Consider the following 22486-nt stretch of genomic DNA (forward strand, 5'->3'; position numbering starts at 1 on the left):
AGGGCGGTGGAGGGCTCGACGGGGGGTGTGATCGGGACGCTACCAGCGCGCTCGCGAACTGGTCCAGACCAAGCCCGGAGGAATTGCCCGCTTCATCAACTCCCCTTCCACACAAGCGAATTGATATGTATCGGCGACTCCCCGAGGGCCGCGACGGCAGCCCGGAACGGCTCCGCCACCGGAACGTCGCAGAGCCGGGACGGACCGGCGCCGAGCGCGCCCGGATCGGCCACCGGCACCGGCGACGGACCGCCCACCGACACGCCGAAGGACTGCCCGAGCCGCCCGCCGTACGCCTTGACGCAGGCCTCGCGGCGGCACCAGAGCATGGTGAACCGCGCCGCCCGCTCGGCCGGGTCGACGGGCTCCGCGACGAACCTCGCCTCCTCGGACGGGAACCAGCGCGCGGCCATCCGCTCGGCCGCCCGGGGGGCGTGGAGCCGCTCGACGTCGACGCCGACGCTTCGCCCCTCGGCGAGGGCCAGCACCGCGAGCGCCTCCGAGGCCGACCAGCTGACCCGCAGCGCACCGCCGCGCTCGGGCTCGGGCTTGCCGTGCGGCCCGTACCGCCAGACCAGCTCGGCCGGACGCACGCCGATCCGGCCGGCGACCAGCTGCCGGACGGCGCCGCGCACCACGGTGAAGCGCTCCCGCGCCACCGGCGGCATCCGCGCCGCCCGGGCCCGCTCCCCGGAATCGAGCAGCTGCCACGACTCGGCCGCGCAGGAGGCCGGTCGACGCGTGTCGATCAGCCAGAGAGCGATCTCCGTCACGGCAGGGTCAGTGTGCTGAGCACGCCGAGCCTTCGGTCGTACCCGGCCACCAATGCGGGGCGACCGGCCGCCCGCCACTGCGGAAGGTGGTCGGCCAGCTCCGCCCAGAGCCCGGTGAACGGCTGGGCCGGCGCGGGCTCCTCCACTCCGAGGCCGGGGCCGAGCAGCAACGCCGCCTCGGGGCCGAGCTCGGCGGCCTCGGCCCGGACAGCCCGCGCCGGGGCGGTCGCACCCCGGGTCTGCCGGACCAGCAGCCCCTCGCCGGGAGCCTCCTCGCAGACCAGCACCACCACCGCGTGCCGGTCGGGCAACGGCACCGGCCCAGCGGGTTCGTAGTGCAGGGCGGTCTGCTCGGCGAGCACCACCACGGCCCGGCGGCAGGCGCCGCCGCGCTGGTGGGCGGCGGCCAGCCGCAGGGCGGTGAAGGCCGCCGCGCCGCCCTGGTCGCAGACCGCGAAGGCGAGCGGGCTGCCCGGGACGGACCGGCTGAGCGCCAGTGAGGACGGCGCGCCGGGCCGGACGTCCGGGGTGTCGAAGGCCAGGATCAGCAGGTCCGCGGGCTCGTCCTCGGCCAGCGCCTCGCCCAGCGGCCCGGCGGCCAGCTCCTCGTAGGAGTGGCCGACGCCCTCGTCCAGCAGGTCCTCACGCGGTGGAAGGCCGTACGGGCGGACGAGGTCGGAGACGAAGACCCGGAGGTCCGGGTCGAGCGAGGACTCCGAGCGGCCGTCGGAGCGGCGGACGAGCACCCGGGTGATCCGCAGGCCGGTGGGGCCGGGGGCCACCCGGTCAGTCCTCGGGGATGACGTGCCCGGCGACGTAGTCGGCCAGCCTGGTGACCGACCGCAGGTCGTCCTCGGTGATCTGCTCGACGTCCACCTGGATGTCGAGCGACTCCTCCAGTTCCAGGATCAGCTCGATGGTGCCGGCCGAGGTGAGGCCGAGGTCGTCGAAGAGGCAGGCGTCCTGCGGGATCTCGGGCAGTTCGCGCTTGAGGACGCGCGGCAGCAGCTCGCCGATGCCGTGCAGGATGCGCTCGCGCAGTTCGGGGTCGGTGGTCTGGACCACGGCTTCTGACATGGGTGTCCCGTCCCGTCGTACGTGGGATGTGTGCTCCGGGCTTGCGGGCGCTCCGGGGCTCTGGGGTGGTGCGAGGGTCCGGCATGGTGCGGGGATCCGGCGTGGTGCCGGGACCCGGCGCGGACGGCGGCTTCCCGCGGAAGCGGCGGTCCGCCGGTGCCGCGCCGACGCGGCATCAGTACCGCATCGCCATCGCGGAGAAGGTGGCTCCGACACCGGCGGCGGCGATCAGGTAGTGGTCGCCGCGGCGGAGCAGCCCCCGCGTGGTGGCGGTGTGGAGATTGATGAGGCCGTCTGAGCCGAAACTGTGCCCGACCGACGGCACGTTGTCCAGCACGACTTTCTCGATCGGGTAGCCGATCCGGCGCGCGATCATCCGCCAGGACGCCTGGTTGACGTTGTGCGGCAGGATCGCGGCCAGGTCGGAGAGGTCCAGACCGGCCTGGTCCAGGGCGGCCTCGATCGCCTCCACCATCACGTTCGGGTACTCGCGCTGGTAGCGGGCGAGCAGGTCCGGGTCCCCGGCCAACCGGCCGTCGAACTCCGGGCGCTGACGCACCGCGAAGGAGAGCATCCGGTGGCGCTCACCGTCGGCGCTGACCAGGCAGGCGGCCGCGCCCTCCGCGAAGATTCCGGTCTCGGGCACCACCTGGGCGTCCTTGGTGAAGGTCTTCTCGCCGGTCAGCACCAGCGCGAGCGCCGAGGGATCCGGGTCCGCCGCGAGCAGCCGGCCGGCCAGGTCGATGGCCAGCAGGCCCACCGCGCAGGCGTGGTGGGTCACCGTGAAGGCGTTGGCGTGCGCCAGTCCACGGGCGTCGAGCAGGTCGTGCAGCGGGTTGAGCGGATGGGGCACCGCCACCGGCATGCTGCGGGCGTGGATCACGAAGCGGATGTCGCGTTCGCGTCCGCGCAGCTCCGACAGGTTGTCCAGGGCGGCTTCGAGCAGGTCGGGCAGCGTCCCGGCCGGGTCCAGACGCAGCTGGTCCAGGCCGTGGAAGCGGCGGAAGAGACGGAGTTGACGTGGGGTCAGGCCGATGCGCTCGCCCGCGGCCTCGATGGGAACGGCGTGCGGGGGGAGGTGAACGGCCACTGCCTCCAGTGCGGTCACGCGGGCTAGTATTCCGACGCCCGCCGGGTCGCACAAGTGATCCCGGGCCCCCTCCGTCGCCGCCGTCACTCCGGATGCCGTCAACCGCGCACCGGTACGGCCGCGTTCACCCCCGCGCCGTCGAGCAGGTGGGAGACCTCTCATGCCGAATCCTGAACCCCCCTACACCGAAGCCCCGTTGAACCAGGAACTGGTGGCCCTGCTGGTCGAGGTGGCCGGCGCGCCGCCCGGTTGGGCGCGCCATGTCACCCCGGACGCCCGGCTGGACGCCGACCTGCTGCTGGACGAGGACGAACTCGCCGAGCTGGCCGCGCGGCTGCGCGAGCGATTCGGCCCGGAGGCCGACCTGGCCGCCCTGCGCGCCGGGCTGGACCTGGCCGCGCTGGAGGCCCTGACCGTCGCCGACGTGCAGCGACTGATCCCCGAGGAGGGCACACGATGACCCGGTTCCTGCTGGTGGTGCCGCCGTTGACCGGCCACGTCAACCCGGCGGCGGGCATCGCCGCCGAACTGACCGCACGCGGCCACCAGGTCGCCTGGACCGGCACCGCATCGGTGCTGCGCCCGCTGCTCGGCCCCACGGCCGAGGTGCTGGGCACCGGCACCCGGGCGTTCCGGGCCCAGGGCGGGCACGGGCTGGCCGCGCTGCGCACGCTCTGGGAGGGCTTCATCGTCCCGTACGCGCGGTTCACCGCGAAGCCGCTGGACGCGAAAGTGCGGGAGTGGCGGCCGGACGTGCTGCTGGTCGACCAGCACACCCCGGCGGGCGCGCTGGTCGCGCGGCGGCACGGCCTGCCGTGGGCGTCCTTCGCGCCCGGGGCGATGGAACTGGGGCGCCCCTACCGGGCGTTGCCGCGGGTCGAGGAGTGGATGACCGGACTGCTGCGCGGGCTGTGGGAGCGCGCCGGGCTGCCCGCGGCGGAGTACCGGGACCCGCGCTTCTCCCCCGACCTGGTGCTGGCCACCACCGGGCCGGCGCTGACCGGCTCGGCGCCGCCGCCGCAGCACGCGCTGGTCGGGCCGGTGATCCCGGCGCGCCCGCACGATCCGGACTTCCCGTGGGAGCGGCTGCGGCCCGGCCGACGGCGGGTGCTGGTCACCATGGGCACGCTGGCCGGCGAGGTGGGCGCGGACTTCCTGGCCCGCTCCGTCCGGGCGCTGGAGCTGTGCGGCGACGACGTCCAGCCGGTGTTCGCCGCGCCGCGCGAGCTGCTGCCCGAACTCCCCGCCGGGGCCGTGGCGGTGGACCGCGCGCCGGTGCTGGAGCTGATGGCGCGCGGCGAACTGGACGCGGTGCTCTGCCACGGCGGGATGAACACCGTGGGCGAGGCGCTGGCGCACGGCCTGCCGCTGGTCGCCGCGCCGATCCGGCACGATCAGCCGGTCGTGGCCGGCCAGGTGGCGGCGGCGGGCGCCGGGCTGCGGGTCCCGTTCGCGCGCGTCGCACCGGAGCGCCTGGCGCACGCGCTGCGGTCCGTACTCGACTCGACGGAGTACCGGGCGCGGGCGGTTCGGGTCGGGCGGGAACTGCTGGCCGGAGGGGGTGCGGCCGCCGCGGCGGACCGGCTGGAGGCGCTCGGCTGACCGGGCCCGGACCTGCCGGGCGAAGGCCCGGCCGCGGCGAGGACCGGCCGCCCGTTAGCAGACCGGGAGAGCGCACGTCCATTGGTCTAGGCCATTGTTTCGGGGCGGGGTTCACCCTAGGGTGTCGCAGCAGCACCGCCCTTCGCAGGTGCCGAGCCCCGCCTTCCAAGGTGCCGTGGCAGCCCATCCCCGCACGGGAGTTCCGGTTGATCGAGACCACGGGACTGCGCAAGTCCTACCGCAAGAAGACCTCCCGTCGCAGCGGCGAGGACCCCACCGTCGACGCCGTCCGCGGCATCGACCTGTCGGTCGACGCCGGCGAGATCTACGGGTTCCTCGGCCCCAACGGCGCCGGGAAGACCACCACCCTGCGCATGCTGGCCACCCTGATCCGGCCGGACGGCGGAAAGGCCACCATCGCCGGGGCCGACCTGTTCACCGACCCCGCCGGCGTCCGCCGCCGGATCGGCTACGTCGCCCAGGGCGGCGGCACCACCGACAACGTCAGCGGCCGCGAGGAACTCGTCCTCCAGGCCCGGATGTACGGGGCGGCCAAGGCGCAGGCCGCCCAGTCCGCCGCGGACGCCCTCAAGGCCTTCGACCTCACCGAGTTCGGCGACCGCCCGTGCGCCACCTACTCCGGCGGCCAGCGCCGCCGGGTGGACATCGCCCTCGGGGTCATCCACCAGCCGCAGGTGCTGTTCCTGGACGAGCCCACGGTCGGACTCGACCCGGCCAGCCGGGCGTACGTCTGGGAGGAGATCCGCCGGCTGCGCACCGCGGGCATGACGGTGGTCGTCACCACGCACTACCTCGACGAGGCCGACGCGCTCTGCGACCGGGTCGCCATCGTCGACCACGGCCGGGTGGTGGCCGAGGGCACCCCCGAGGCGCTCAAGCGCGAGATCTCCGGCGACGTCGTGCTGGTCGGGCTGGACGCCGGACAGGCCGCCCTGGAGCGGGCCGCCGAGGTGCTGCGCCCGCAGCCGTACCTGCACCGGCTGGAGCGGAACGGCGACGAGGGTCTGCGGCTGTACCTGGAGGACGGCGCCGCCGCCATCCCCCGGCTGCTGCGCGCCCTGGACGCGGCGGGCCTGACACCCGGCACCGTGCAGCTCCAACGGCCCAGCCTGGACGACGTGTTCCTGGCCCGCACCGGCCGCTCGCTGCAGCAGTCCTGACCACCCCGGTACCACCCGGCCCGCACAACTCCCTGGGGAGACCGTGAAGCTCGCCCGAGACACCTGGCTGGTCTTCCAGCGCCAGCTGCTGCTCATGATCCGCACCCCGATCTGGATCGCCGTCGGCATCATCCAGCCCCTGTTCTACCTGCTGCTGTTCGCCCCGCTGCTGAAGAAGGTGCTCGCCCCGCAGGGTGCGAGCAGCTACGCCGACGCCTACCAGGTGTACGTGCCGGGCCTGTTGGCGGTGCTCTGCATCTTCGGCGGCCTGTTCACCGGATTCAGCCTGCTCGGCGAGCTCAAGGCCGGCATCATCGAGCGCTCCCGGGTGACCCCGGTCAGCCGGCTGGCGCTGCTGCTCGGGCGGGCGCTGCGGGAGATGGTGGCACTGCTGGTGCAGGCCGTGCTGATCACCCTGATCGCGCTGCCGTTCGGCCTGCGGGTGAACCCGCTGAACCTGCTGCTCGCCTACCTGCTGCTGGGCCTGCTGGCGCTGATGACCTCGGCGATCTCCTTCGGGATCGCGCTGATGGTGCCGACGGACGCGGCGATGTCGCCGGTCGTCAACACCATCGCGCAGCCCATCGCGCTGCTGTCGGGGGTGCTGCTGCCGCTCACCCTGGCACCGGGGTGGCTGCAGCAGGCGGCCAGGTGGAACCCCTTCTACTGGGCGGTGGAGGGCATGCGCGCGCTGTTCTCCGGGCACGGCGGGGACAGCGTGGTCTGGCAGGGCCTGCTGGTGGTCACGGTGATGACCGCCCTGGCGGTGTACTGGTCGGCCCGGCTGTTCTCCACCCGGGTGCGCTGACGGACGGAGGGAGGGGCCCGGCTCGCCCCGAGCCGGGCCCCTCCCGCATGCCCCGACGGAACCGCCGGAACCAACGGAACCGCCGGAACCGCCGGAACCAACGGAACCAACGGAACCGCCGGAACCGCCGGAACCGCCCGGCACGCTCTCAGGCCGCCACGAAGGCCGCCAGCTTCGCCACTCCGTCGATGATCCCGGCCTGCGTCAGCGAGCTGACGGACAGCCGCAGCCGCCGCTCCCCGCCGCCGTCCGGGTAGAACGGCGCCATCGGCGTCCAGAGCACCCCGAAGTCGCGGGCGCAGCGTTCCATGGCCGCCTCGTCGGCGACGAACGGCACCGTCAGCACGGCGAAGAAGCCGCCGTCCGGCCGGGTCCAGGAGATGCCCAGGCGGCGCCGCACGGAGGCCGGGAAGTGCCGGTCCAGCTCCCGCAGCAGGGTGTCCAGCCCGGCCGCGTAGTGGGCCGTGGCAGGGGCGTTGGCGGCCCGCAGCCGGCAGTCGTGGGTCAGCAGCATCCCGCCGATGACGGCCTGGCTGAGCGCGGGCGTGTTGACGGTCGTCATGCTCTTCAGCTTGGCGAGCTCGTCCGCGAGCAGGCTGCGCCGCCCGCCCGGTCCGGCCACCTCCTGGTCGGCGACCACATAGCCCAGCCGGGCCCCGGGGAAACAGGTCTTGGCGAACGAGCCCAGGTGGACGACCTGGCGGGTGCGGTCCAGCGCCTTGAGGGTGGGCCGCGGTCCCGGCGTGCGCGAGAAGAAGCCGTACGGGTTGTCCTCGACGACGAGCACGCCCTGCTCGGCCGCCACCTCCAGCAGCCCGGTGCGGGCCTCGACCGGCATGCTGGTGCCGGAGGGGTTGGCGAAGTCCGGGACGACGTAGAGGGCGCGCGGGCGGCGCCCCTCGGCCCGCACCGCACGCGCGGCGGCCCGGACCGCCGCCGGGTCGGGGCCGCCCTGCGGGCCCTCGGGAACGGGGCGGACGCTCAGGTCGAGCAGCCGGGCGGCGCCGGTCACGCCGACGTAGCAGGGCGAGCTCACCAGCAGGACGTCCTCCGGGCCGGCGCACAGGGCGCGCAGCGTCAGCAGCATTCCCTCCTGGGCGCCGACGGTCACCACGACGGCCGCCGGGTCCACGGTCATGCCCTCGTCGTTGGCCAGCGCGCGGGCGACCAGCTCGTTGATGACGCCCTTGGTCGGTCCGTACTGGAACAGCGTGGTGCGCACCGCGTCCCGGTCCAGGCCGCGCTCGGCCAGGTGGGCGAGGTAGGTCTCCAGGTAGACGGGGACGTCCTCGGGCTCGAAGAAGCCCTCGTAGGGGCGGCCGGGAGCGAAGGAGACGGCGTCCGGGTAGCGGGTGGTGACCTCGTTGAGGAAGGTCATCGAGTCCAGCAGCGGATCGGCCAGGGACCCGTGCAGGTCGTCCAGGGGGATGATCACCGCAGCGCCTCCCGGAGGCGCCCGGCCGCGAAGTCCTGGGCCTCGGCGGCGGCGTCCAGGGTGCCGGTCATGGCGAAGAAGCCGTGCGGCATGCCCTGGTAGCGGCGCAGCTCCACCGGGACTCCGGCGGCGCGCAGCGCCTCGGCGTACTGCTCGCCCTCGTCCCGCAGCGGGTCGTACTCGGCGGTCAGGACGGTGGCGGGCGGCAGGCCGGCCAGGGTGGCGGCGCGCAGCGGGGAGGCGTACGGGCTGGCGCCGTCGCTCCGGTCCGCCAGGTAGTGGCCCCAGTACCAGTCCACCGAGCGGCGGTTGAACAGCGCCGGGTCGTCGTTGTCGCGCAGCGACGGGGTGTCCGCGCCGTGGTCGGTGTTGGGGTAGACCAGCAGCTGGTGGCGCAGGGCGGGGCCGCCCTCGGCACGCAGCAGGAGGGTGAGCGCGGCGCCGAGGTTGCCGCCGGCGCTGTCGCCGGCGACCGCGATCCGGTCCGGGTCGATGCCGAACTCGTCCGCCCGTTCGGCGAGTCGCAGCAGTGCGGCGCGACAGTCGTGCAGCGCCGCGGGGAACGGGTGCTCGGGGGCGAGCCGGTAGCCGACGGAGGCGGTGACGCAGCCGACGGCGTTGGTGAGCCGGCGGCAGATCGCGTCGCTGGTGTCGGGCGAGCCGAGCGTCCAGCCGCCGCCGAACAGGTAGAGCAGGGCGGGCAGTCGGCGGCCCGGCGGCTCGGGCCGGTAGAGCCGCAGGGCGAGTTCCCCGCCGGGGCCGGGGATGCGGTGCTCCTCGACGGCGGCGACCGGCTCGGGGGTGCCGGCCGCCGCGCGGATGTCCGCGAGGTCGGCGGCGCGGGCCTCGGCGAGGGTCAGGGTGTAGAGCGGCGGGGTACCGCTGCTCGCGCGCCGGGCGCGCAGCGCCTCGGCCTGGGGGTGCAGGGGCATGGGCGGATCCGTTCGGTGCGCGGGTCTCGGCAGCGAGTTCGGCGGCGAGCTCGGCGGCGGGTCGGTGGCCGTCTCGGCGCTGGGTTCGGCGGCGAGTTCTTCGGCAGGGGGTTCGGTGGTGGGCTCAGCAGTCTGCCTCGACGTAGACGGTCTCGTCGGTACGGAAGGCCGTGTCGAGGTCGGCGACGTCCGGACGGGCGCCCTGCCGGTAGGCGCACGGGCGGATCCGGTCGGGGTCGAAGCCCGCCTCGGTGAGGACGTGCCGCAGCTCGTCCAGGTCGTAGATCCACTGGTGGCCGAAGTACCGGAAGATCTGGTTGACCAGGAAGGCCGGGCGCGCGGGCATCGGCGGGCCGAACCCGAGGGTGGTCAGCCGGCGCCGGTGCTTGGCGAGGAAGCCGTCGCCGGTGGCGTAGCCGACCAGGTAGCGGGCGAGGTCGGGCGTGGTCAGGCGCAGGACGCCGCCCGGGCGCAGCACCCGGCGGGCCTCGCGCAGCCAGCCGACGGCGACGGGCATGGTGACGTGCTCGATCAGGTGCTCGGCGTAGACCCAGTCGAGGCTGTCGTCGGCGAAGGGCAGCGGTTCGGCAATGTCGAGCTGGGTGAACCAGCGGTCCCCGTCGACCCGGTAGAGGGTGCCTGGCTCGGTGGCGGTGCCTGGCTCGGTGGCGGTGACTGGCTCGGTCGCGGTGCCGGGGCTGCGCAGGGTGGCGATGTCGGTGCCGAGGCCCTCCGGGTGGGCGGTCCTGAACGCGGCGAACTCGATTCCGGTGATGCCGAGTTCGCGGAAGTCCGCATGGTCGTGCGGCAGCCCGCCGGGACGCGGTTCGAGCGTGTCACAGGTGGCGACCTGCTCGCTGAAGGCATCCAGGCGGGGGGCCAGCCCGTCCGGGTCGTCCCAGTCCCAGCCCGGGAATCGTTCGGCCTGCTCGGTCATGGATCGGACCTCCTGATGGGGGAACGCGGTTCGGGTGCCGCGCGGTTCAACGGCCCCGGCGGGGATCGGGCGTGCGGCGCGGTTCAACGGCCATGCGGGAGAGTCGGGTTCAGCCAGCCCGGCGGGGGCCAGGGCCAGGGCGCGAGGACGGTGCGGTCCAGGTCGGCGAGCCTCGGGCGGCCCAACAGGGCCATGGCGTGCTCCAGTTCCTCGCGCAGCAGGTCGAGAACCCGGTGCACCCCGGCCTCGCCGCCGGTGGCCAGGCCCCAGAGCGCGGGGCGGCCGACCAGCACCGCGCGGGCGCCGAGGGCGAGGGCGATCGCGAGGTCGGTTCCGCTGCGCACGCCGCCGTCGACCAGCACCGGAAGCTCGGCGGGCACGGCCTCGACCACCTCGGGCAGCGCGGCCAGGGTCGGTACCGCCCCGTCGAGTTGGCGCCCACCGTGGTTGGAGACCAGGACGGCGTCGACGCCGTGCTCGACGGCGAGCCGGGCGTCCTCGGCGGTGAGGATGCCCTTGAGGACCAGCGGCAGCCGGGTGCGCTCGCGCAGCCAGGCCAGGTCGGCCCAGCTCAGGCTGGGGTCGAACTGCTCGCGGGCGTGCTCGGCGATGCCCGAACTGCCCCCGGCGGCGCGGTGACTGGCCGACATCAGGGACCGGTCCAGGTTGACCGCGCGGACGGCGGGCGGGACGGCGAAGCCGTTGCGCAGGTCGCGCAGCCGGCGGCCGATCCTGGGGGCGTCCACGGTCAGCACCAGCGCGCGGTAGCCGGCCGACTCGGCGCGTTCCACCAGGGCGGCGAGGGCGGCGCGTTCGCGCAGCCAGTACAGCTGGAGCCAGAGCGGGCCGGTGGCGGCCGCGGCGATCTCCTCCAGGGTCCGGCTGGCGAACATCCCGACGACCAGCAGGGCGCCGGCCCGGCCGGCGGCTCGGGCGGTGGCGGTCTCGCCCTCCGGATCGACCAGCCGGTGGTAGGCCATCGGGGCGATGCCGAGCGGAAGGCCCAGCGGCGCGCCGAGCAGGGTCAGGGCCGGGTCGCAGGCGGAGACGTCGACCAGGGTGCGCGGACGCAGCGCATGGCGTCCGAAGATCTCCCGATTGGCCGTCAGGGTGCGTTCGGCATCGCTGCCGCCGTCGATGAAATCCCAGATTTCCGGTGGGAGTTGGGCGTGCGCCGCACGCTCGATCCCGGCCAGCGTGAGAACTCCCACGGGCATTCCTCGTTCCAGGACGGCCACGCTCGGGCCGGTCCCGATTGGGCAGCGTAGGAGCAACGACCACATTGGTATAGACCTTGATTTGACCAAACGTCTGTGCCATGGTCTGGCCACGGAATTGGCCGTTCTGGATGTTAACGGCGTTCATGTCAAATCACCTCACTTGTGTGGAGCCGCGTTGACCGGCTTTTCCCCCTCCGTAGTTCCGGCTGCCTTCCCGCCGCACTCCGACGCCCCGGGCTCCTGGGCCGACCGGCTGCTGCTGGCCGGCCCCGGCGACGAGGAGTGCCTGCACCTCGGCGCACCGCTCGACCGGGACACCCTGCGCGCCCTGGTCGAGGAGCAGTGCGGCCGGCTGGCGACCGCCGGGCTCGGCCCCGGCGGGACGGCGGCGCTTCGGCTGCCTCCCTCGGTGGCGTTCGTCTCGGTGCTGCTGGCATGCTGGCGCCTCGGCGCCCAAGTCGCACTGCTCGACCACCGGTTGACCGACCACGAGATCGACGCGGCGGTGGAACGACTGGCCCCGCAGGTGCTGGTAGGCTCCGCCCATCGCTCCGCGGCGGCCCTGCGCGGCTTCTCCGAAGTCGAGCCGGTGACCCTCTCACTGGCGGGCGGGCTCCCGGCCCGCACCGGGCACGCGCTGATCCAGCTCAGCTCCGGATCCACCGGCCCGGCCAAGGTCATCGCCCGCACCGCGGCCGACCTGCTACGCGAACTCGACTGCTACCGCAGGCTCGTGGAGTTCCCCGGCGAGGGCGAACGGGTGGTCCTGCTCTCCTCGGTCGTGCATGTGCTCGGTCTGGTCGGCGGGCTGCTCAACAGCCTGCACGCCCGGGTCGCGCTCACCGTGCCGGAGCGGATGACGGCGGCGGGCATCCTGGCCGAGGTCTCCGCGAGCGACCGGCCGACCACCGTCATCGGGGTGCCCTTCCACGCCGAGCTGCTGGCGGGGGTGGTCGCTCCCCCGCCGCTGCCCCGGCTGCGGCGGATGGTCGTGGCGGGCGAGCTCGTCCGCCCGGGGCTGTCCGCGCTGTTCACCGAGCGCTACGGCGTCCCGCTCGGCACCATGTACGGCATGACCGAGACCGGGGTGATCGCCACCGACCTCTCCGGTACGCTCCACCCCGCCAAGCGGCCCGTGCACGGCATGGAACTGCGCCTCGTCAAGGGCGAGCTGCAGATCGGCGCGGCCTCCTCCCCGTACCCCGGGCTGGACGATCCGACCCGCTGGTCGGCGGGCTGGCTGCACACCCGCGACGCCGCCGAACTGACCGCCGACGGCCTGGTGACCGTACTCGGCCGGCTCGACTCCCAGGTCTCGATCGGCGGCCTGAAGGTCGACCTCACCGAGGTCGAGCAGACGCTCACCGCGCTGCCCGAGGTCCGCGAGGCCGTCGTGGTCTTCGACGGCGGTGCGATCGAGGCCTACCTGGCCACCGAACCCGACACCGACCTCGCCTCCGTCCAGGACGGGCTGGCCCGCCGCCTGGCCGCCTACAAGCGTCCGCGCCGGCTCGCCCGGCTGGACCGCCTCCCCCGCACCGCCACCGGAAAGCTGCTGCGCGACCCGGCCGCCCTGCGCGAGACCGCGGCCGGCTGACCCGGACCGGCCGCACCGGCTCGACCGCCACCGCGCCACCGGCCGCAGCCCGACGCGTACAGCTCCACCACCCCGAACCACCACCCCGACAGGGAGCCCACCACCATGCAGGACCGCATCCGCACCTTCGTCCTGACCGCACTCGCCGAGATGCAGTACGACGTCTCCGAGGTCACCGGCGACACCGACCTCGGCCCGGCCGGGCTGGACCTCGAATCGCTCGCGCTGGCCGACCTCTCGGTGCAGGTCGAGGACGAGTTCGGGATCAAGTTCGACCTGGACGAGATGGAGACCACCGCGCTGATGACGCTGGACGAGTTCACCTCCGACGTCGCCCGCCGGGTCGACGCCCTCGCCACCGCCTCCGCCGCCTCCGGCGGCGCCGCGTGACCGCCGCGCCGCTCCCCGACGCCCTGCCCGGCCGGGCCGAGGTGCTGGCCATGCTGGCGGCGTTCGGGCAGCGCGCCGTCGACACCGTACCCGAGGAGCTCGGCTCGCTCGAACTCACCTGGCTCATCGCCGAGTTCGAGCAGCGCTACGGGATCCAGCTTGACCTGGACGACGACCGCTTCGGCGCGGTGCGCACCGTCGACGACGCCACCGAGCTGCTGCGCGAGGCCGTCCTCGCCGACCGCGCGGGCGCCCGGCCGTGACCCCCGACGGCACGGGCTCCGGCCCGCCCGGCCGGGCGGCCGGACACCCGGTGGTCACCGGCGTCGGGGTGCTCAGCGCCGCCGGGCGCGGGCTCACCGCGCTGACCGAGGCCGCCACCCGCGGAAAGGCCCTGTTCGGACCGGTCACCCGCTTCGACGTGAGCGCCCGGCGCACCACCCGCGCCGCGCTGTTCCCGGACACCGTGCCGCCGGCCCGCACCTTCCCGCTGGCCGGGTTCGTGCTCGACGCGATCGGCCAGGCCTGCCGACAGGCCGGGCTGACCGCCGCCGAGGGAGCCGGCCTGCCCGTGCTGCTCGCCCTGCACAGCGACCGGCACACCCGGGCGACCGCCGACGCGGTGGCCGCCGGGCTCCGGTCCGCCTGGGGCGCTCCGGGTGTCACCCGGGTGTACAACGGCGCCTGCGTGGCCGCCGCGACCGCCGTCGCCGACGCCGGCGCGCTGGTGTCCACCGGACGGTACGAGCGGGTCCTGGTCGCGGCCGGGCACCTGGTCGAACCGGGTGTCTTCGCGGTCTTCGACGCCGGACGGGCGCTGGCCCGGGACGGCGAGGCGCGCCCGTTCAGCTCCGGCCGCACCGGAACCCTGCTCGCCGACGCGGCCGCCGCCGTCCTGGTCGAGTCCGCCCCGGCCGCCGAACGGCGCGGTGCGCCCGCGCTCGCCCGGCTGGCCGGCTGGTCCCGGACCGGCGACGCCCACCACGTCTGCCGTCCGGAACCGGAGGGCGAGGGGGCGGCCCGGGCGATCGAGGCCGCGCTCGGCCGCGCCGGCGTCGCCCCGGCCGAGGTCGGCTACGTCAACGCCAACGGCACCGGCTCCGCCCTCGCCGACCGGGCCGAGGCCCGCGCACTGCGGAGGGTGTTCGGCCCGCACGCCGACCGCCTGCCGGTCAGCTCCAGCAAGTCCGTGCACGGGCACGCCCTGGAGGCCTCGGCCCTGCTCGAACTCACCGTCACCATCGGCGCGTTGGGCACCGGACTGCTCCCGGTCAACGCCGGCTGGCTCGGCCCGGACCAGGACCTCGCGCTGGACCTCGTCCTGGAGGGCCCGCACGCCGCCCGCCCCTCGTACGCCCTCAGCCTCAACTCCGCCTTCGGCGGCGCCAACACCGCCCTTCTGCTGGCCCCGGGATGACCGCCACCGCCATGACCACTCCTGCCGACCACACCCACGGACTGCGGATCCTCGCCGAGGCCCGCCGTCCCGCGCCCGGCCCGGACGGGCCGCCGCCACCGCTGCCCGGCTTCGCGGCCTCCGGTTTCGGCCCGCTGGTCGCCGACACCGCCGAACGCTGCCTGCGCGCCCACCACGGCGAGCCGCCCGCGCCCGGACGGACCGCCCTGCTGCTCGCCAGCGCGAGCGGCGACCTCGACACCGCACGGGCGATCGAGCGCAGCGCCGAACCCGGACAGCGGACCGGCCCGCTGCTGTTCTTCCAGTCCAACCCCAACGCCGTCCTCGGGCACGTCTCCGCGCGCTGGGGCCTGACCGGCCCGGTCGTGGCGATCTGCCCGGCCCGCTACGAGCCCGGCACCGTCCCGGCCGAGGCGTTCGAGCTCGCCGCCCTGCTGCTCGCGGACCGCGACGCCGACCTGGTGCTGGCCGTGGCCGTCGAGCAGGCGCCCGACGGGGACCGCGCGGCGGCCGTCCTGCTCGCCGGCCCGACCGAGGGAACTCCGCCGGACTGAACCCGGCACCGCTCCCCGGCCGTAGCAACCAACAGGGGCCCCGGCGCCTGACGCAGCCGCACCCGGCACACCAGCGCCCCGCCCGTCCCGCTCCCGGCACCGTCGCCGGAGCGGCCTCCACCTCCGCGGTCGCCACGGCCCACCGCCACCTCACCGCCACCTCCGGCCGCCGCCCGTCGCCCCGCCGCCCGCGCGGCCGACCGCCCTGCCACCCGATCAGCCGCCCGGGCCGTCCACGGCCCCGAGGGAGGGATCCACCCCCGTGACCATCCGCAGCCTCCGCACCCAGCTCGCGGACGACCCCGACGTGGGCGCCGGCAACGTCCTGACCGCCCGGATCGCACTCGGGCTCGACCTGGACGTGCCGCTGCTGAGCTTCGACACCCCGGTGGACGGCCACCCCGCCTGGCAGCCGTTCACCCTGCGCGAGCTGGACCGCGCCGTCCGGGCCCGCGCCGCCGCGCTGCACGGCCTGGGCGTCACCCGGCGCGACCCGGTGGTGGTGTACGCGAGCGACGCCGCCGACCACGTGCTCTCCTTCCTCGCCCTGGCCCGGCTCGGCGCCGTCCCCGCCCTGCTCAACCCCAACCTGGACGGCGAGCGCGCCGCCCGCTACATCGCCCGCCTCGGCGCGGTCGGCGTCCTCGCGGACCCCGCCCACCTGGCCGAACTGGCCGGCCACGACACCGGCGTGCCACTGCTGCCCGAGATCGCGGGCCTCGGCGCCGGCGACCCGGACGCCGCCCCGGAGCCCTACCGGCACTGGTCCGGCGACCCGGTCGCGATCACCCACTCCTCCGGCACCACCGGGATGCCCAAGGCCGTCGTCCACTCGCACGCGAGCCTGTACGCCGCGATCCGCCACCGGCTGCGGCTGCCCCGCCCCCAGGGCCAGGACCGGATGCTCAGCGCGCTGCCCGCCCCGCACGCCGCCACCCTGATCGCACTCAACCTCGCGCTCAGCTCGCACACCGAACTCGCCCTGCTCTCACGGCAGTCCGGCGACGGCGTGCTGGAGGCCGTCGAGCGGTGGCGGCCCTCCGGGGTGATCGGCTTCGCCGCCACCTGGGCCGACCTCGCCCGGCACGACCTGAGCGCCCGCGACCTGGACTCCGTCGCGCTCTGGTGGAACACCGGCGACTGCGCCCACGAGGTGCACATCCGCCGGCTGATCGCCACCGGCAGCCGGGAGACCGTCACCCGCAACGGCCGCACCCGGCTGCCCGGCTCGCAGTTCGTGGACGGCCTCGGCTCCACCGAGATGGGCCACTCCCACTTCTTCATCACCCACGGACCCGGCACCGATCGCTACGGCCGCTGCGTCGGCCGACCGCACGCCTTCGTCGACTGCGAGGTCGTCGGCCCGGACGGCGAACCGCTCGGACCCGGCGAGGTCGGTGAACTCGCCACCGCCTCACCGACCTTGGCGCTCGGCTACTGGAACGACTCGGCCACCACCTTCCGCACCCGGCTACGCGGCCGCTTCCTCACCGGGGACCTGATGTACCGGGACGAGGAGGGCTACTACTACCACGTGGACCGGGCCGTCGACTCGGTCGAACTCGACGGCGGCAAGCGGCTGTTCACCGCGATGTCGGAGGAGCGGGTGCTGGCCGCCTGCCCGGACGTGCTGGACTGCACGGTGGTCGCGGTCCGGGACGGCGAGCGGGTGGTCACCGACGTGCTGCTGGTCCTGACCGCCGGCGCCGACGAGGCGGCGGACCGCACCGGGACGGTGGTCGCCGCCCTGGACGAGGCCGCCGCCGCGACCGTCCGCAAGGTCCTGGTGGTCTCCCCCGACGACATCCCGCTCGGCCCGACCGGCAAGGTCCGCAAGGTCCTGCTGCGGGAGAGGCACCTCGCGGCGGTGGGCGCGTGAAGGAACGAGGACCGCACACGAACCCGCGCCCCGGTGCCGTCGTCACCGGCATCGGCCTGGTCTCCCCGCTCGGCCGCGCGCCCGCCGAGGTGTTCGAGGCGCTCACCGCCGGCCGCTCCGGACTGCGGGCCGTCCCCGAGGGCCACGCCGCGCACGGCTGGCTGCCCGCCGCCGGGATCGCCCCCGCCATCGACGGCCGGGAGGTGCTGGCGCCCACCGAGACCCGCTGCGTCGACCGCTTCGTACTGCTCGCCCTGGCCGCCGCCGACGACGCCCTCGCCGACGCGGGCCTGACGGTCGGCCGGGACGCCGACCCGCACCGCACCGCCGTGGTGCTGGCCACCGGCGGCGGCGGGCTGGAGACCTTCGAGCAGCAGTCGCACCGCCGGCTGGAGCGCGGCCGGCCCGGCGTCAGCCCGTACCTGCTGCCCGGCATGCTCTCCAACATGGCCGCCGCCCGGATCGCCATCAAGCACGGCATCCGGGGCTACAGCTCCGCCGTGGTGACGGCCTGCGCGGCCGGGGCCCAGGCGATCGCCGAGGGGCTGCGGCTGATCCGGGCCGGCGACGCCGACGTGGTGGTGTGCGGCGGCACCGAATCCTCGCTGCACCCGACGATCGCCGCCGCCTTCACCAACGCCCGCGCCCTGGCGCAGGGTTGGGACGATCCCGAGCAGGCCGGCCGGCCCTTCGACAGCCGCCGCAACGGCTTCGTGCTGGGTGAGGGAAGCGCCGTCCTCGTCCTGGAACGGGCCGAACACGCCGAGGCGCGCGGCGCCGCCGGGTACGCGGACGTCCTCGGCTGGGGCGCCTCCACCGACGCCCACCACCCCACCATGCCCCGCCCGGACGGCACCGGCGCCGCCGACGCGATGCGCGCCGCGCTCGCCAACGCGGGCCTGTCCCCAGGCGACATCGACTACGTCAACGCCCACGGCACCGGCACCAAGCTCGGCGACATCGCCGAGACCGCCGCGCTGCACGCCGTGTTCGGCCCGCAGCCGCCCGCCGTCAGCTCCACCAAGGGCGCCACCGGCCATCTCCTCGGCGCCGCGGGCGCGTTGGAGGCGGCGGTGACCGCCCTGACGGTGGCACGCGGGACGCTGCCGCCGACGCTCAACCTCACCGACCCCGACCCGGCCTGCGACCTGGACCACGTCCGGGGCACCGCCCGCCCCGCCCCGGTGCGCGCCGCGCTGAGCAACGCCTTCGCCTTCGGCGGCCACAACCTCAGCCTGATCCTCGGCCCGGCCTCCACCCGGGCCGTCCGATAGCGCCGGCGCGAGAACCGCCGCCCGACGACCGCCACCCGACAACCGCCCGTCGCGCGCCGCCCGACACCCGCGCACCGCCACCCGCCGCGCACCGCCGCGCACCGCCACGCGGCGGGCAGCGCGCCGATCCTCGATCCACCATCCCTCCGGGGGGAGATCCCGTTGTCCATCCAGACCATCACCCACGTCGAGTTCCACTGCGCGGACGCCGACAAGACCGCGGCCGGGCTCTGCGCCGACTACGGCTTCACCGCCGACGCGCCGTCCACCGCCCCGGACGGCAGCCGCACCGTCGAACTGCGCCAGGGCACCATCCGGCTGCGGCTGACCTCCGCCGCCGACCCGGAGCACCCGGTGGCGGAGTACGTCACCCGGCACGGGGACGGCGTCGCCGTCCTCGCGCTCGGCTGCTCCGACCCGGCGGCCGCGCTGGAGCGGGCGGAACGGCACGGCGCCCGGGTGCTCGACCGGGCCGCCGCCCTGATCGAGGGCTTCGGCGACACCGCGCTGCGGCTGGTCCCACTGCCGGCCGCCGAACCCGCCGCGGAGCCCGCCGCGGAGCCCCGGCTGCTGGACGAACTCGACCACGTCGCGATCTGCCTGCCGGCCGGAACGCTCGCCGGGGCCGTGCGGTTCTGCGAGGCGGCACTGGGCTTCCGCACGGTCTTCGAGGAGTACATCGAGGTCGGCGAGCAGGCGATGGACTCCACGGTGGTGCAGAGCGCGTCCGGCGGCGTCACCTTCACCCTGATCGAGCCCGACGCCACCCGCCGCCCCGGCCAGATCGACGAGTTCCTCGCCGCCCACGGCGGGGCCGGCGTCCAGCACCTGGCCTTCAGCACCCGCGACATCGCCGGGGCCGTCCGGACCGCCCGGGAGCGCGGCGTGGAGTTCCTGACCACCCCCGGCGCCTACTTCGACGCCCTGGCCGAACGCCTCGGCGGGACGGCCATCCCCGTCGCGACCCTGCGCGACCTGCACGTCCTGGTCGACCAGGACCACGGCGGCCAGCTGTTCCAGATCTTCGCCCGCTCCACGCACCCCCGGCGCACCTACTTCCTCGAACTGATCGAACGGCGCGGAGCGGGTACCTTCGGCACCGCGAACATCAAGGCCCTCTACGAGGCCGTCGAACGGCACGGGCCCACCGCGGGAACCCGGCCCGTCGCCGACCGGCCCGCCCCCGCACATCCGAAGGAGGCCCGCCCGATGGCCGCATCCCCCGAGTTCCGGCTCACCGAGGCCGAGCGCGCCCTGCTGCCCACCCCCGACGAGGTGGCGCACTACCGCGAGCACGGCTGGTACCTCTCCCGCAGGCTCTTCGGCGACGAGGAACTGGACACCCTCCAGGCCGCCACCGAGCTGTACTACGCCGGTCACCGCGACCGCGAGCTGCCCGTCCGGCCGCCCCGGCTGGCCTCCTGGCGCCCCGAGGACGGACCGGTCCAGCGGCACAACGACTACGTGCACTACGAGAGCGACGCGATCGCCGCGATCCTGCGCAAGCCGCTGGTCGGCGCGGTGGCCGCGCTGCTCGCCGGCACCGAGGAGATCCGGATCTTCCAGTCGACGCTGATCTACAAGCCCCCGGTGCCCGAGGAGCCCAGCAACCGGGTGCCGTGGCACTTCGACAAGCACTACTGGCAGACCTGCACCTCCGAGGAGATGCTCACCGCCTTCATCCCCTTCCACGACTGCCACGAGGAGAACGGCACCATCACCATGGTCGACGGCAGCCACCGCTGGCAGGAGCTGCCCTCCGGGGAGGACTCCACCCGGCACTTCGCCGACCGCGACCGCTCCGAGCTGGAGGACATCCTGGCCGCCAACGCCGCCCACAACGGGCAGCGGGTGCACAAGGTCCCGATGCTGATCCCGCGTGGCCACGTCTCCTTCCACCACTGCCGCACCTATCACGGCAGCGGCCCCAACCTCGCCTCCCACCCGCGCCGGGCGGTCTCGCTGCACCTCCAGGACGGCGCCAACGAGTACCGCCGGCACGACCGGCCGGACGGCGAGCCGGTGGTGTACAACCACGACGTCCTGGTGCGCCGCACGGACGACGGGCGCCCGGACTACGCCGACCCGCGGTTCTGCCCGACCGTCTGGCGGGGCCGGCCGTGACCGCTCCCGCACACCCGGCCCCGGACGCTCCCACGCACCCGGCCCCGGACGCTCCCACGCACCCGGCCCCGGACGTTGCCGTGCACCCAGCCCCGATCGTTGCCGCGCGCCCGGCCGACGACGACGGCGCGCCACCGACGGGCGGCCCCGGCACCCGGGCCCGCCCCGCTCCGCTGGACACCCCCGCCGAGCGCTACCGGATGCTGCGGCTGATCCGCGGCTTCGAGGAGCTGGCGCTCGGCCTGGTGAAGTCCGGCGCGATCCCCGGCGGCATCCACCCGTACATCGGGCAGGAGGCCGTCGCGGTCGGGGTCTGCTCGGCGCTCGGGCCGGACGACCGGCTCGCCAGCACCCATCGCGGCCACGGCCACGTGCTCGCCCGGGGCACCGCGCCGCACCGGCTGCTCGCCGAGCTCCTGGGGCGGGTCGGCGGGTCGAACGGCGGCCGCGGCGGCTCCATGCACGCCGCCGACTTCTCGCTCGGCATCCTCGGCGCCAACGGCATGGTCGGCGCCGGCGCCCCGATCGCGGTCGGCGCCGCCTGGGCGGCCGCCTCCCCCGAACGGACGACAGCCGAACGGGCGAACGGCGACGGCCCCGCCGCCGGGCCGGCTCCGGTCGGCCGGACCCCGGTCGCGGTGGCCTTCTTCGGCGACGGCGCGCTCAACCAGGGCGTCCTGCTGGAGTCGCTCAACCTCGCCGCGATGTGGCGTCTGCCGGTGCTGTTCGTCTGCGAGGACAACGGCTACGCCACCACCCTGCCCGCCGCCGCCGCCGTGGCAGGCAGCGCCACCGGCCGGGCCGCCGCGTTCGGCATCCCCGCCGAGGAGGTGGACGGCATGGACACCGAGGCCGTCCGCACCGCCGCGCTGCGCGCCGTCGAGCGGGCCCGCACCGGTGGCGGCCCCGGCTTCCTGGTCTGCCGCACCTACCGCTACGAGGGCCACCACACCATGGAGCGCCGGATGAAGCTGCGCTACCGCTCCCCCGAGGAGGTCGGGGTCTGGCGCGAGCGCGACCCGCTCCCCCGGGCCGCCGCTCTGCTCGCCCCCGCGACGGTCGCCGAGCTGGACCGCTCGGTAGCCGAACAGCTGGCCTCCGCCGAGGAGTTCGCGCTCGCCTCGGAGCACCCGGACCCGGCGGGGGCACTGGACCACCTGTACGCCGACGGGCTGCGGCCGCGGGCGGGAGTGAGGCCGTGACCAGGCTCTCGTACACCAAGGCGCTCAACCGGGCGCTGGCCGACGAACTCGCCGCCGATCCCGCGGTCTGCGTCTTCGGCGAGGACATCGGCGCCGGGCTGGCCGGGCCTACCCTCGGCCTGCTGGACCGCTTCGGGCCGGGGCGGATCGTCGACACCCCGCTGTCCGAACAGGCCTTCACCTCGATGGCGATCGGCGCCGCGCTGGCCGGCCGGCGTCCGGTGCTGGAGTTCCAGATCCCGTCCCTGCTGTTCCTGGTCTTCGAGCAACTCGTCAACCAGGCCCACAAGTTCTCGCTGATGACCGGTGGTCAGACAGCCGTCCCGCTGACCTGCCTGGTGCCCGGCTCGGGCTCCCGGGACGGCTGGGCCGGACAGCACTCCGACCACCCGTACAGCCTGTTCGCGCACGCCGGCGTGAAGACCGTGGTGCCCGCCACGCCGACCGACGCCTACGGGCTGCTGCGCTCGGCGATCCGCGACCCGGACCCGGTCGTGGTGTTCGCGCCCGCCGCCGCGATGCCGGTGCGCGAGACGGTCACCTGGGAGCTCGCGCCCGTCCCGCTCGGCCGGGCCCGGATCCACCGCCCCGGCAGCGACGTCACCGTGGTCGCCCTCGGGCACCTGGTGCACGACGCCCTGGCGGTGGCCGAGGAGCTGGCACCGGTCCTCTCGGTGGAGGTCCTCGACCCGCGCACCGTGTACCCCTTCGACTGGCAGGCGCTCGCGGAGTCACTGGAGCGCACCGGCCGCCTGGTCGTCGTGGACGACTCCAACCGCAGCTGCGGCTTCGGCGCCGAGGTGGTGGCCACCGCCGCCGAGGAGATGCGCCTGATCGCCCCGCCCCGCCGGATCACCCGCCCGGACGGCGCCGTGCTGCCCTTCGCGCCCGCCCTCGACCGGGCCGTCCAACCAGGCCGCGAGCAACTGCGGCACGCGCTGGACCTCGTGATGAAGCAGCGCTGACCGTCGGCGACGCGGGGTGCCCCGGAGGG

The 22486-nt window shown here is 75.1% G+C and carries 22 protein-coding genes; 14 read left to right on the forward strand and 8 right to left on the reverse strand.

The features are described 5' to 3' along the window. Nucleotides 1–95 precede the first annotated feature (95 nt). The 4 genes from ACWD4P_RS11835 to ACWD4P_RS11850 form a co-directional block, all read right to left on the reverse strand. A complete protein-coding gene (locus ACWD4P_RS11835) occupies nt 96–773 on the reverse strand; it encodes a 4'-phosphopantetheinyl transferase family protein (protein ID WP_449779468.1) in 678 nt (225 codons plus the stop codon). After that, complete coding sequence (locus ACWD4P_RS11840; RefSeq protein ID WP_449779469.1) at nt 770–1555, reverse strand: hypothetical protein; 786 nt, start codon at nt 1553–1555, stop codon at nt 770–772. The genes ACWD4P_RS11835 and ACWD4P_RS11840 overlap by 4 nt, the downstream gene beginning before the upstream one ends. A 4-nt stretch (nt 1556–1559) precedes the next feature. Then, nucleotides 1560–1850, reverse strand: coding sequence for a phosphopantetheine-binding protein (locus tag ACWD4P_RS11845; protein WP_380700059.1), 291 nt, complete (start codon nt 1848–1850; stop codon nt 1560–1562). A 175-nt stretch (nt 1851–2025) separates the two neighbouring features. After that, nucleotides 2026–2958, reverse strand: coding sequence for a 3-oxoacyl-[acyl-carrier-protein] synthase III C-terminal domain-containing protein (locus ACWD4P_RS11850; protein ID WP_449779470.1), 933 nt, complete (start codon nt 2956–2958; stop codon nt 2026–2028). Between the two features lie 142 nt (nt 2959–3100). Between ACWD4P_RS11850 and ACWD4P_RS11855 the strand changes: the two genes are divergently transcribed. The 4 genes from ACWD4P_RS11855 (at nt 3101) to ACWD4P_RS11870 (ending at nt 6531) form a co-directional block, all read left to right on the forward strand. Continuing rightward, nucleotides 3101–3400 (forward strand): hypothetical protein, encoded by a 300-nt coding sequence (locus ACWD4P_RS11855; protein WP_449779471.1) that lies wholly within the window; start codon nt 3101–3103, stop codon nt 3398–3400. Beyond that, a complete protein-coding gene (locus ACWD4P_RS11860) occupies nt 3397–4542 on the forward strand; it encodes a glycosyltransferase (RefSeq protein ID WP_449779472.1) in 1146 nt (381 codons plus the stop codon). The genes ACWD4P_RS11855 and ACWD4P_RS11860 overlap by 4 nt, the downstream gene beginning before the upstream one ends. A gap of 206 nt (nt 4543–4748) precedes the next feature. Beyond that, the gene (locus ACWD4P_RS11865; protein ID WP_449779473.1) at nt 4749–5723 is read left to right on the forward strand and encodes an ATP-binding cassette domain-containing protein; all 975 of its coding nucleotides are present in this window, start codon (nt 4749–4751) and stop codon (nt 5721–5723) included. Nucleotides 5724–5766: 43 nt separating this feature from the next. Continuing rightward, a complete protein-coding gene (locus tag ACWD4P_RS11870) occupies nt 5767–6531 on the forward strand; it encodes an ABC transporter permease (RefSeq protein WP_449779474.1) in 765 nt (254 codons plus the stop codon). A gap of 148 nt (nt 6532–6679) precedes the next feature. Here the strand turns inward: ACWD4P_RS11870 and ACWD4P_RS11875 are convergent, their stop codons facing one another. From ACWD4P_RS11875 to ACWD4P_RS11890, 4 genes are all read right to left on the reverse strand, one after another. Beyond that, nucleotides 6680–7966 carry an aminotransferase-like domain-containing protein gene (locus ACWD4P_RS11875; protein ID WP_449779475.1) on the reverse strand — a complete coding sequence of 429 codons (1287 nt, stop codon included), beginning with the start codon at nt 7964–7966 and terminating at the stop codon, nt 6680–6682. After that, nucleotides 7963–8898, reverse strand: a complete 936-nt coding sequence (locus ACWD4P_RS11880) for an alpha/beta hydrolase (protein WP_449779476.1) — start codon at nt 8896–8898, stop codon at nt 7963–7965. The genes ACWD4P_RS11875 and ACWD4P_RS11880 overlap by 4 nt, the downstream gene beginning before the upstream one ends. Before the next feature lie 124 nt (nt 8899–9022). Then, nucleotides 9023–9835 carry a class I SAM-dependent methyltransferase gene (locus ACWD4P_RS11885; RefSeq protein WP_449779477.1) on the reverse strand — a complete coding sequence of 271 codons (813 nt, stop codon included), beginning with the start codon at nt 9833–9835 and terminating at the stop codon, nt 9023–9025. 83 nt (nt 9836–9918) lie between these two features. Next, nucleotides 9919–11052 carry an alpha-hydroxy acid oxidase gene (locus ACWD4P_RS11890; RefSeq protein WP_449779478.1) on the reverse strand — a complete coding sequence of 378 codons (1134 nt, stop codon included), beginning with the start codon at nt 11050–11052 and terminating at the stop codon, nt 9919–9921. A 178-nt stretch (nt 11053–11230) separates the two neighbouring features. On the opposite strand from ACWD4P_RS11890, the gene ACWD4P_RS11895 reads away from it, so the two are divergent. From ACWD4P_RS11895 to ACWD4P_RS11940, 10 genes are all read left to right on the forward strand, one after another. Beyond that, the gene (locus ACWD4P_RS11895) at nt 11231–12652 is read left to right on the forward strand and encodes a class I adenylate-forming enzyme family protein (protein WP_449779479.1); all 1422 of its coding nucleotides are present in this window, start codon (nt 11231–11233) and stop codon (nt 12650–12652) included. A 105-nt stretch (nt 12653–12757) separates the two neighbouring features. Beyond that, the gene (locus ACWD4P_RS11900) at nt 12758–13042 is read left to right on the forward strand and encodes a phosphopantetheine-binding protein (protein ID WP_359820236.1); all 285 of its coding nucleotides are present in this window, start codon (nt 12758–12760) and stop codon (nt 13040–13042) included. Beyond that, nucleotides 13039–13305: an acyl carrier protein gene (locus ACWD4P_RS11905; RefSeq protein ID WP_359820233.1), complete on the forward strand. Its 267-nt coding sequence runs from the start codon at nt 13039–13041 to the stop codon at nt 13303–13305. The genes ACWD4P_RS11900 and ACWD4P_RS11905 overlap by 4 nt, the downstream gene beginning before the upstream one ends. After that, nucleotides 13302–14459: a beta-ketoacyl synthase N-terminal-like domain-containing protein gene (locus tag ACWD4P_RS11910; RefSeq protein ID WP_449779480.1), complete on the forward strand. Its 1158-nt coding sequence runs from the start codon at nt 13302–13304 to the stop codon at nt 14457–14459. The genes ACWD4P_RS11905 and ACWD4P_RS11910 overlap by 4 nt, the downstream gene beginning before the upstream one ends. A gap of 11 nt (nt 14460–14470) precedes the next feature. After that, nucleotides 14471–15013, forward strand: a complete 543-nt coding sequence (locus ACWD4P_RS11915; RefSeq protein WP_449779481.1) for a beta-ketoacyl synthase chain length factor — start codon at nt 14471–14473, stop codon at nt 15011–15013. 262 nt (nt 15014–15275) lie between these two features. After that, nucleotides 15276–16892: a class I adenylate-forming enzyme family protein gene (locus ACWD4P_RS11920; protein ID WP_449779482.1), complete on the forward strand. Its 1617-nt coding sequence runs from the start codon at nt 15276–15278 to the stop codon at nt 16890–16892. Further along, nucleotides 16889–18166 (forward strand): beta-ketoacyl-[acyl-carrier-protein] synthase family protein, encoded by a 1278-nt coding sequence (locus ACWD4P_RS11925; RefSeq protein WP_449779483.1) that lies wholly within the window; start codon nt 16889–16891, stop codon nt 18164–18166. The genes ACWD4P_RS11920 and ACWD4P_RS11925 overlap by 4 nt, the downstream gene beginning before the upstream one ends. Nucleotides 18167–18328: 162 nt before the next feature. Continuing rightward, a complete protein-coding gene (gene hppD / locus ACWD4P_RS11930) occupies nt 18329–20290 on the forward strand; it encodes a 4-hydroxyphenylpyruvate dioxygenase (RefSeq protein WP_449779484.1) in 1962 nt (653 codons plus the stop codon). Nucleotides 20291–20370: 80 nt separating this feature from the next. Continuing rightward, complete coding sequence (locus ACWD4P_RS11935) at nt 20371–21492, forward strand: thiamine pyrophosphate-dependent dehydrogenase E1 component subunit alpha (RefSeq protein ID WP_449779485.1); 1122 nt, start codon at nt 20371–20373, stop codon at nt 21490–21492. Continuing rightward, the gene (locus tag ACWD4P_RS11940) at nt 21489–22457 is read left to right on the forward strand and encodes an alpha-ketoacid dehydrogenase subunit beta (protein WP_449779486.1); all 969 of its coding nucleotides are present in this window, start codon (nt 21489–21491) and stop codon (nt 22455–22457) included. The genes ACWD4P_RS11935 and ACWD4P_RS11940 overlap by 4 nt, the downstream gene beginning before the upstream one ends. The last annotated feature ends 29 nt before the right edge of the window (nt 22458–22486 follow it).

This window comes from Kitasatospora sp. NPDC002543 (assembly GCF_053594915.1).

Coding starts and splice junctions, on each gene's coding strand:
- ACWD4P_RS11880 (WP_449779476.1), bottom strand. CDS start 8,898: ATGCCCCTGCACCCCCAGGCCGAGGCGCTGCGCGCCCGGCGCGCGAGC.
- ACWD4P_RS11860 (WP_449779472.1), top strand. CDS start 3,397: ATGACCCGGTTCCTGCTGGTGGTGCCGCCGTTGACCGGCCACGTCAAC.
- ACWD4P_RS11890 (WP_449779478.1), bottom strand. CDS start 11,052: ATGCCCGTGGGAGTTCTCACGCTGGCCGGGATCGAGCGTGCGGCGCAC.
- ACWD4P_RS11845 (WP_380700059.1), bottom strand. CDS start 1,850: ATGTCAGAAGCCGTGGTCCAGACCACCGACCCCGAACTGCGCGAGCGC.
- ACWD4P_RS11915 (WP_449779481.1), top strand. CDS start 14,471: ATGACCACTCCTGCCGACCACACCCACGGACTGCGGATCCTCGCCGAG.
- ACWD4P_RS11855 (WP_449779471.1), top strand. CDS start 3,101: ATGCCGAATCCTGAACCCCCCTACACCGAAGCCCCGTTGAACCAGGAA.
- ACWD4P_RS11900 (WP_359820236.1), top strand. CDS start 12,758: ATGCAGGACCGCATCCGCACCTTCGTCCTGACCGCACTCGCCGAGATG.
- ACWD4P_RS11885 (WP_449779477.1), bottom strand. CDS start 9,835: ATGACCGAGCAGGCCGAACGATTCCCGGGCTGGGACTGGGACGACCCG.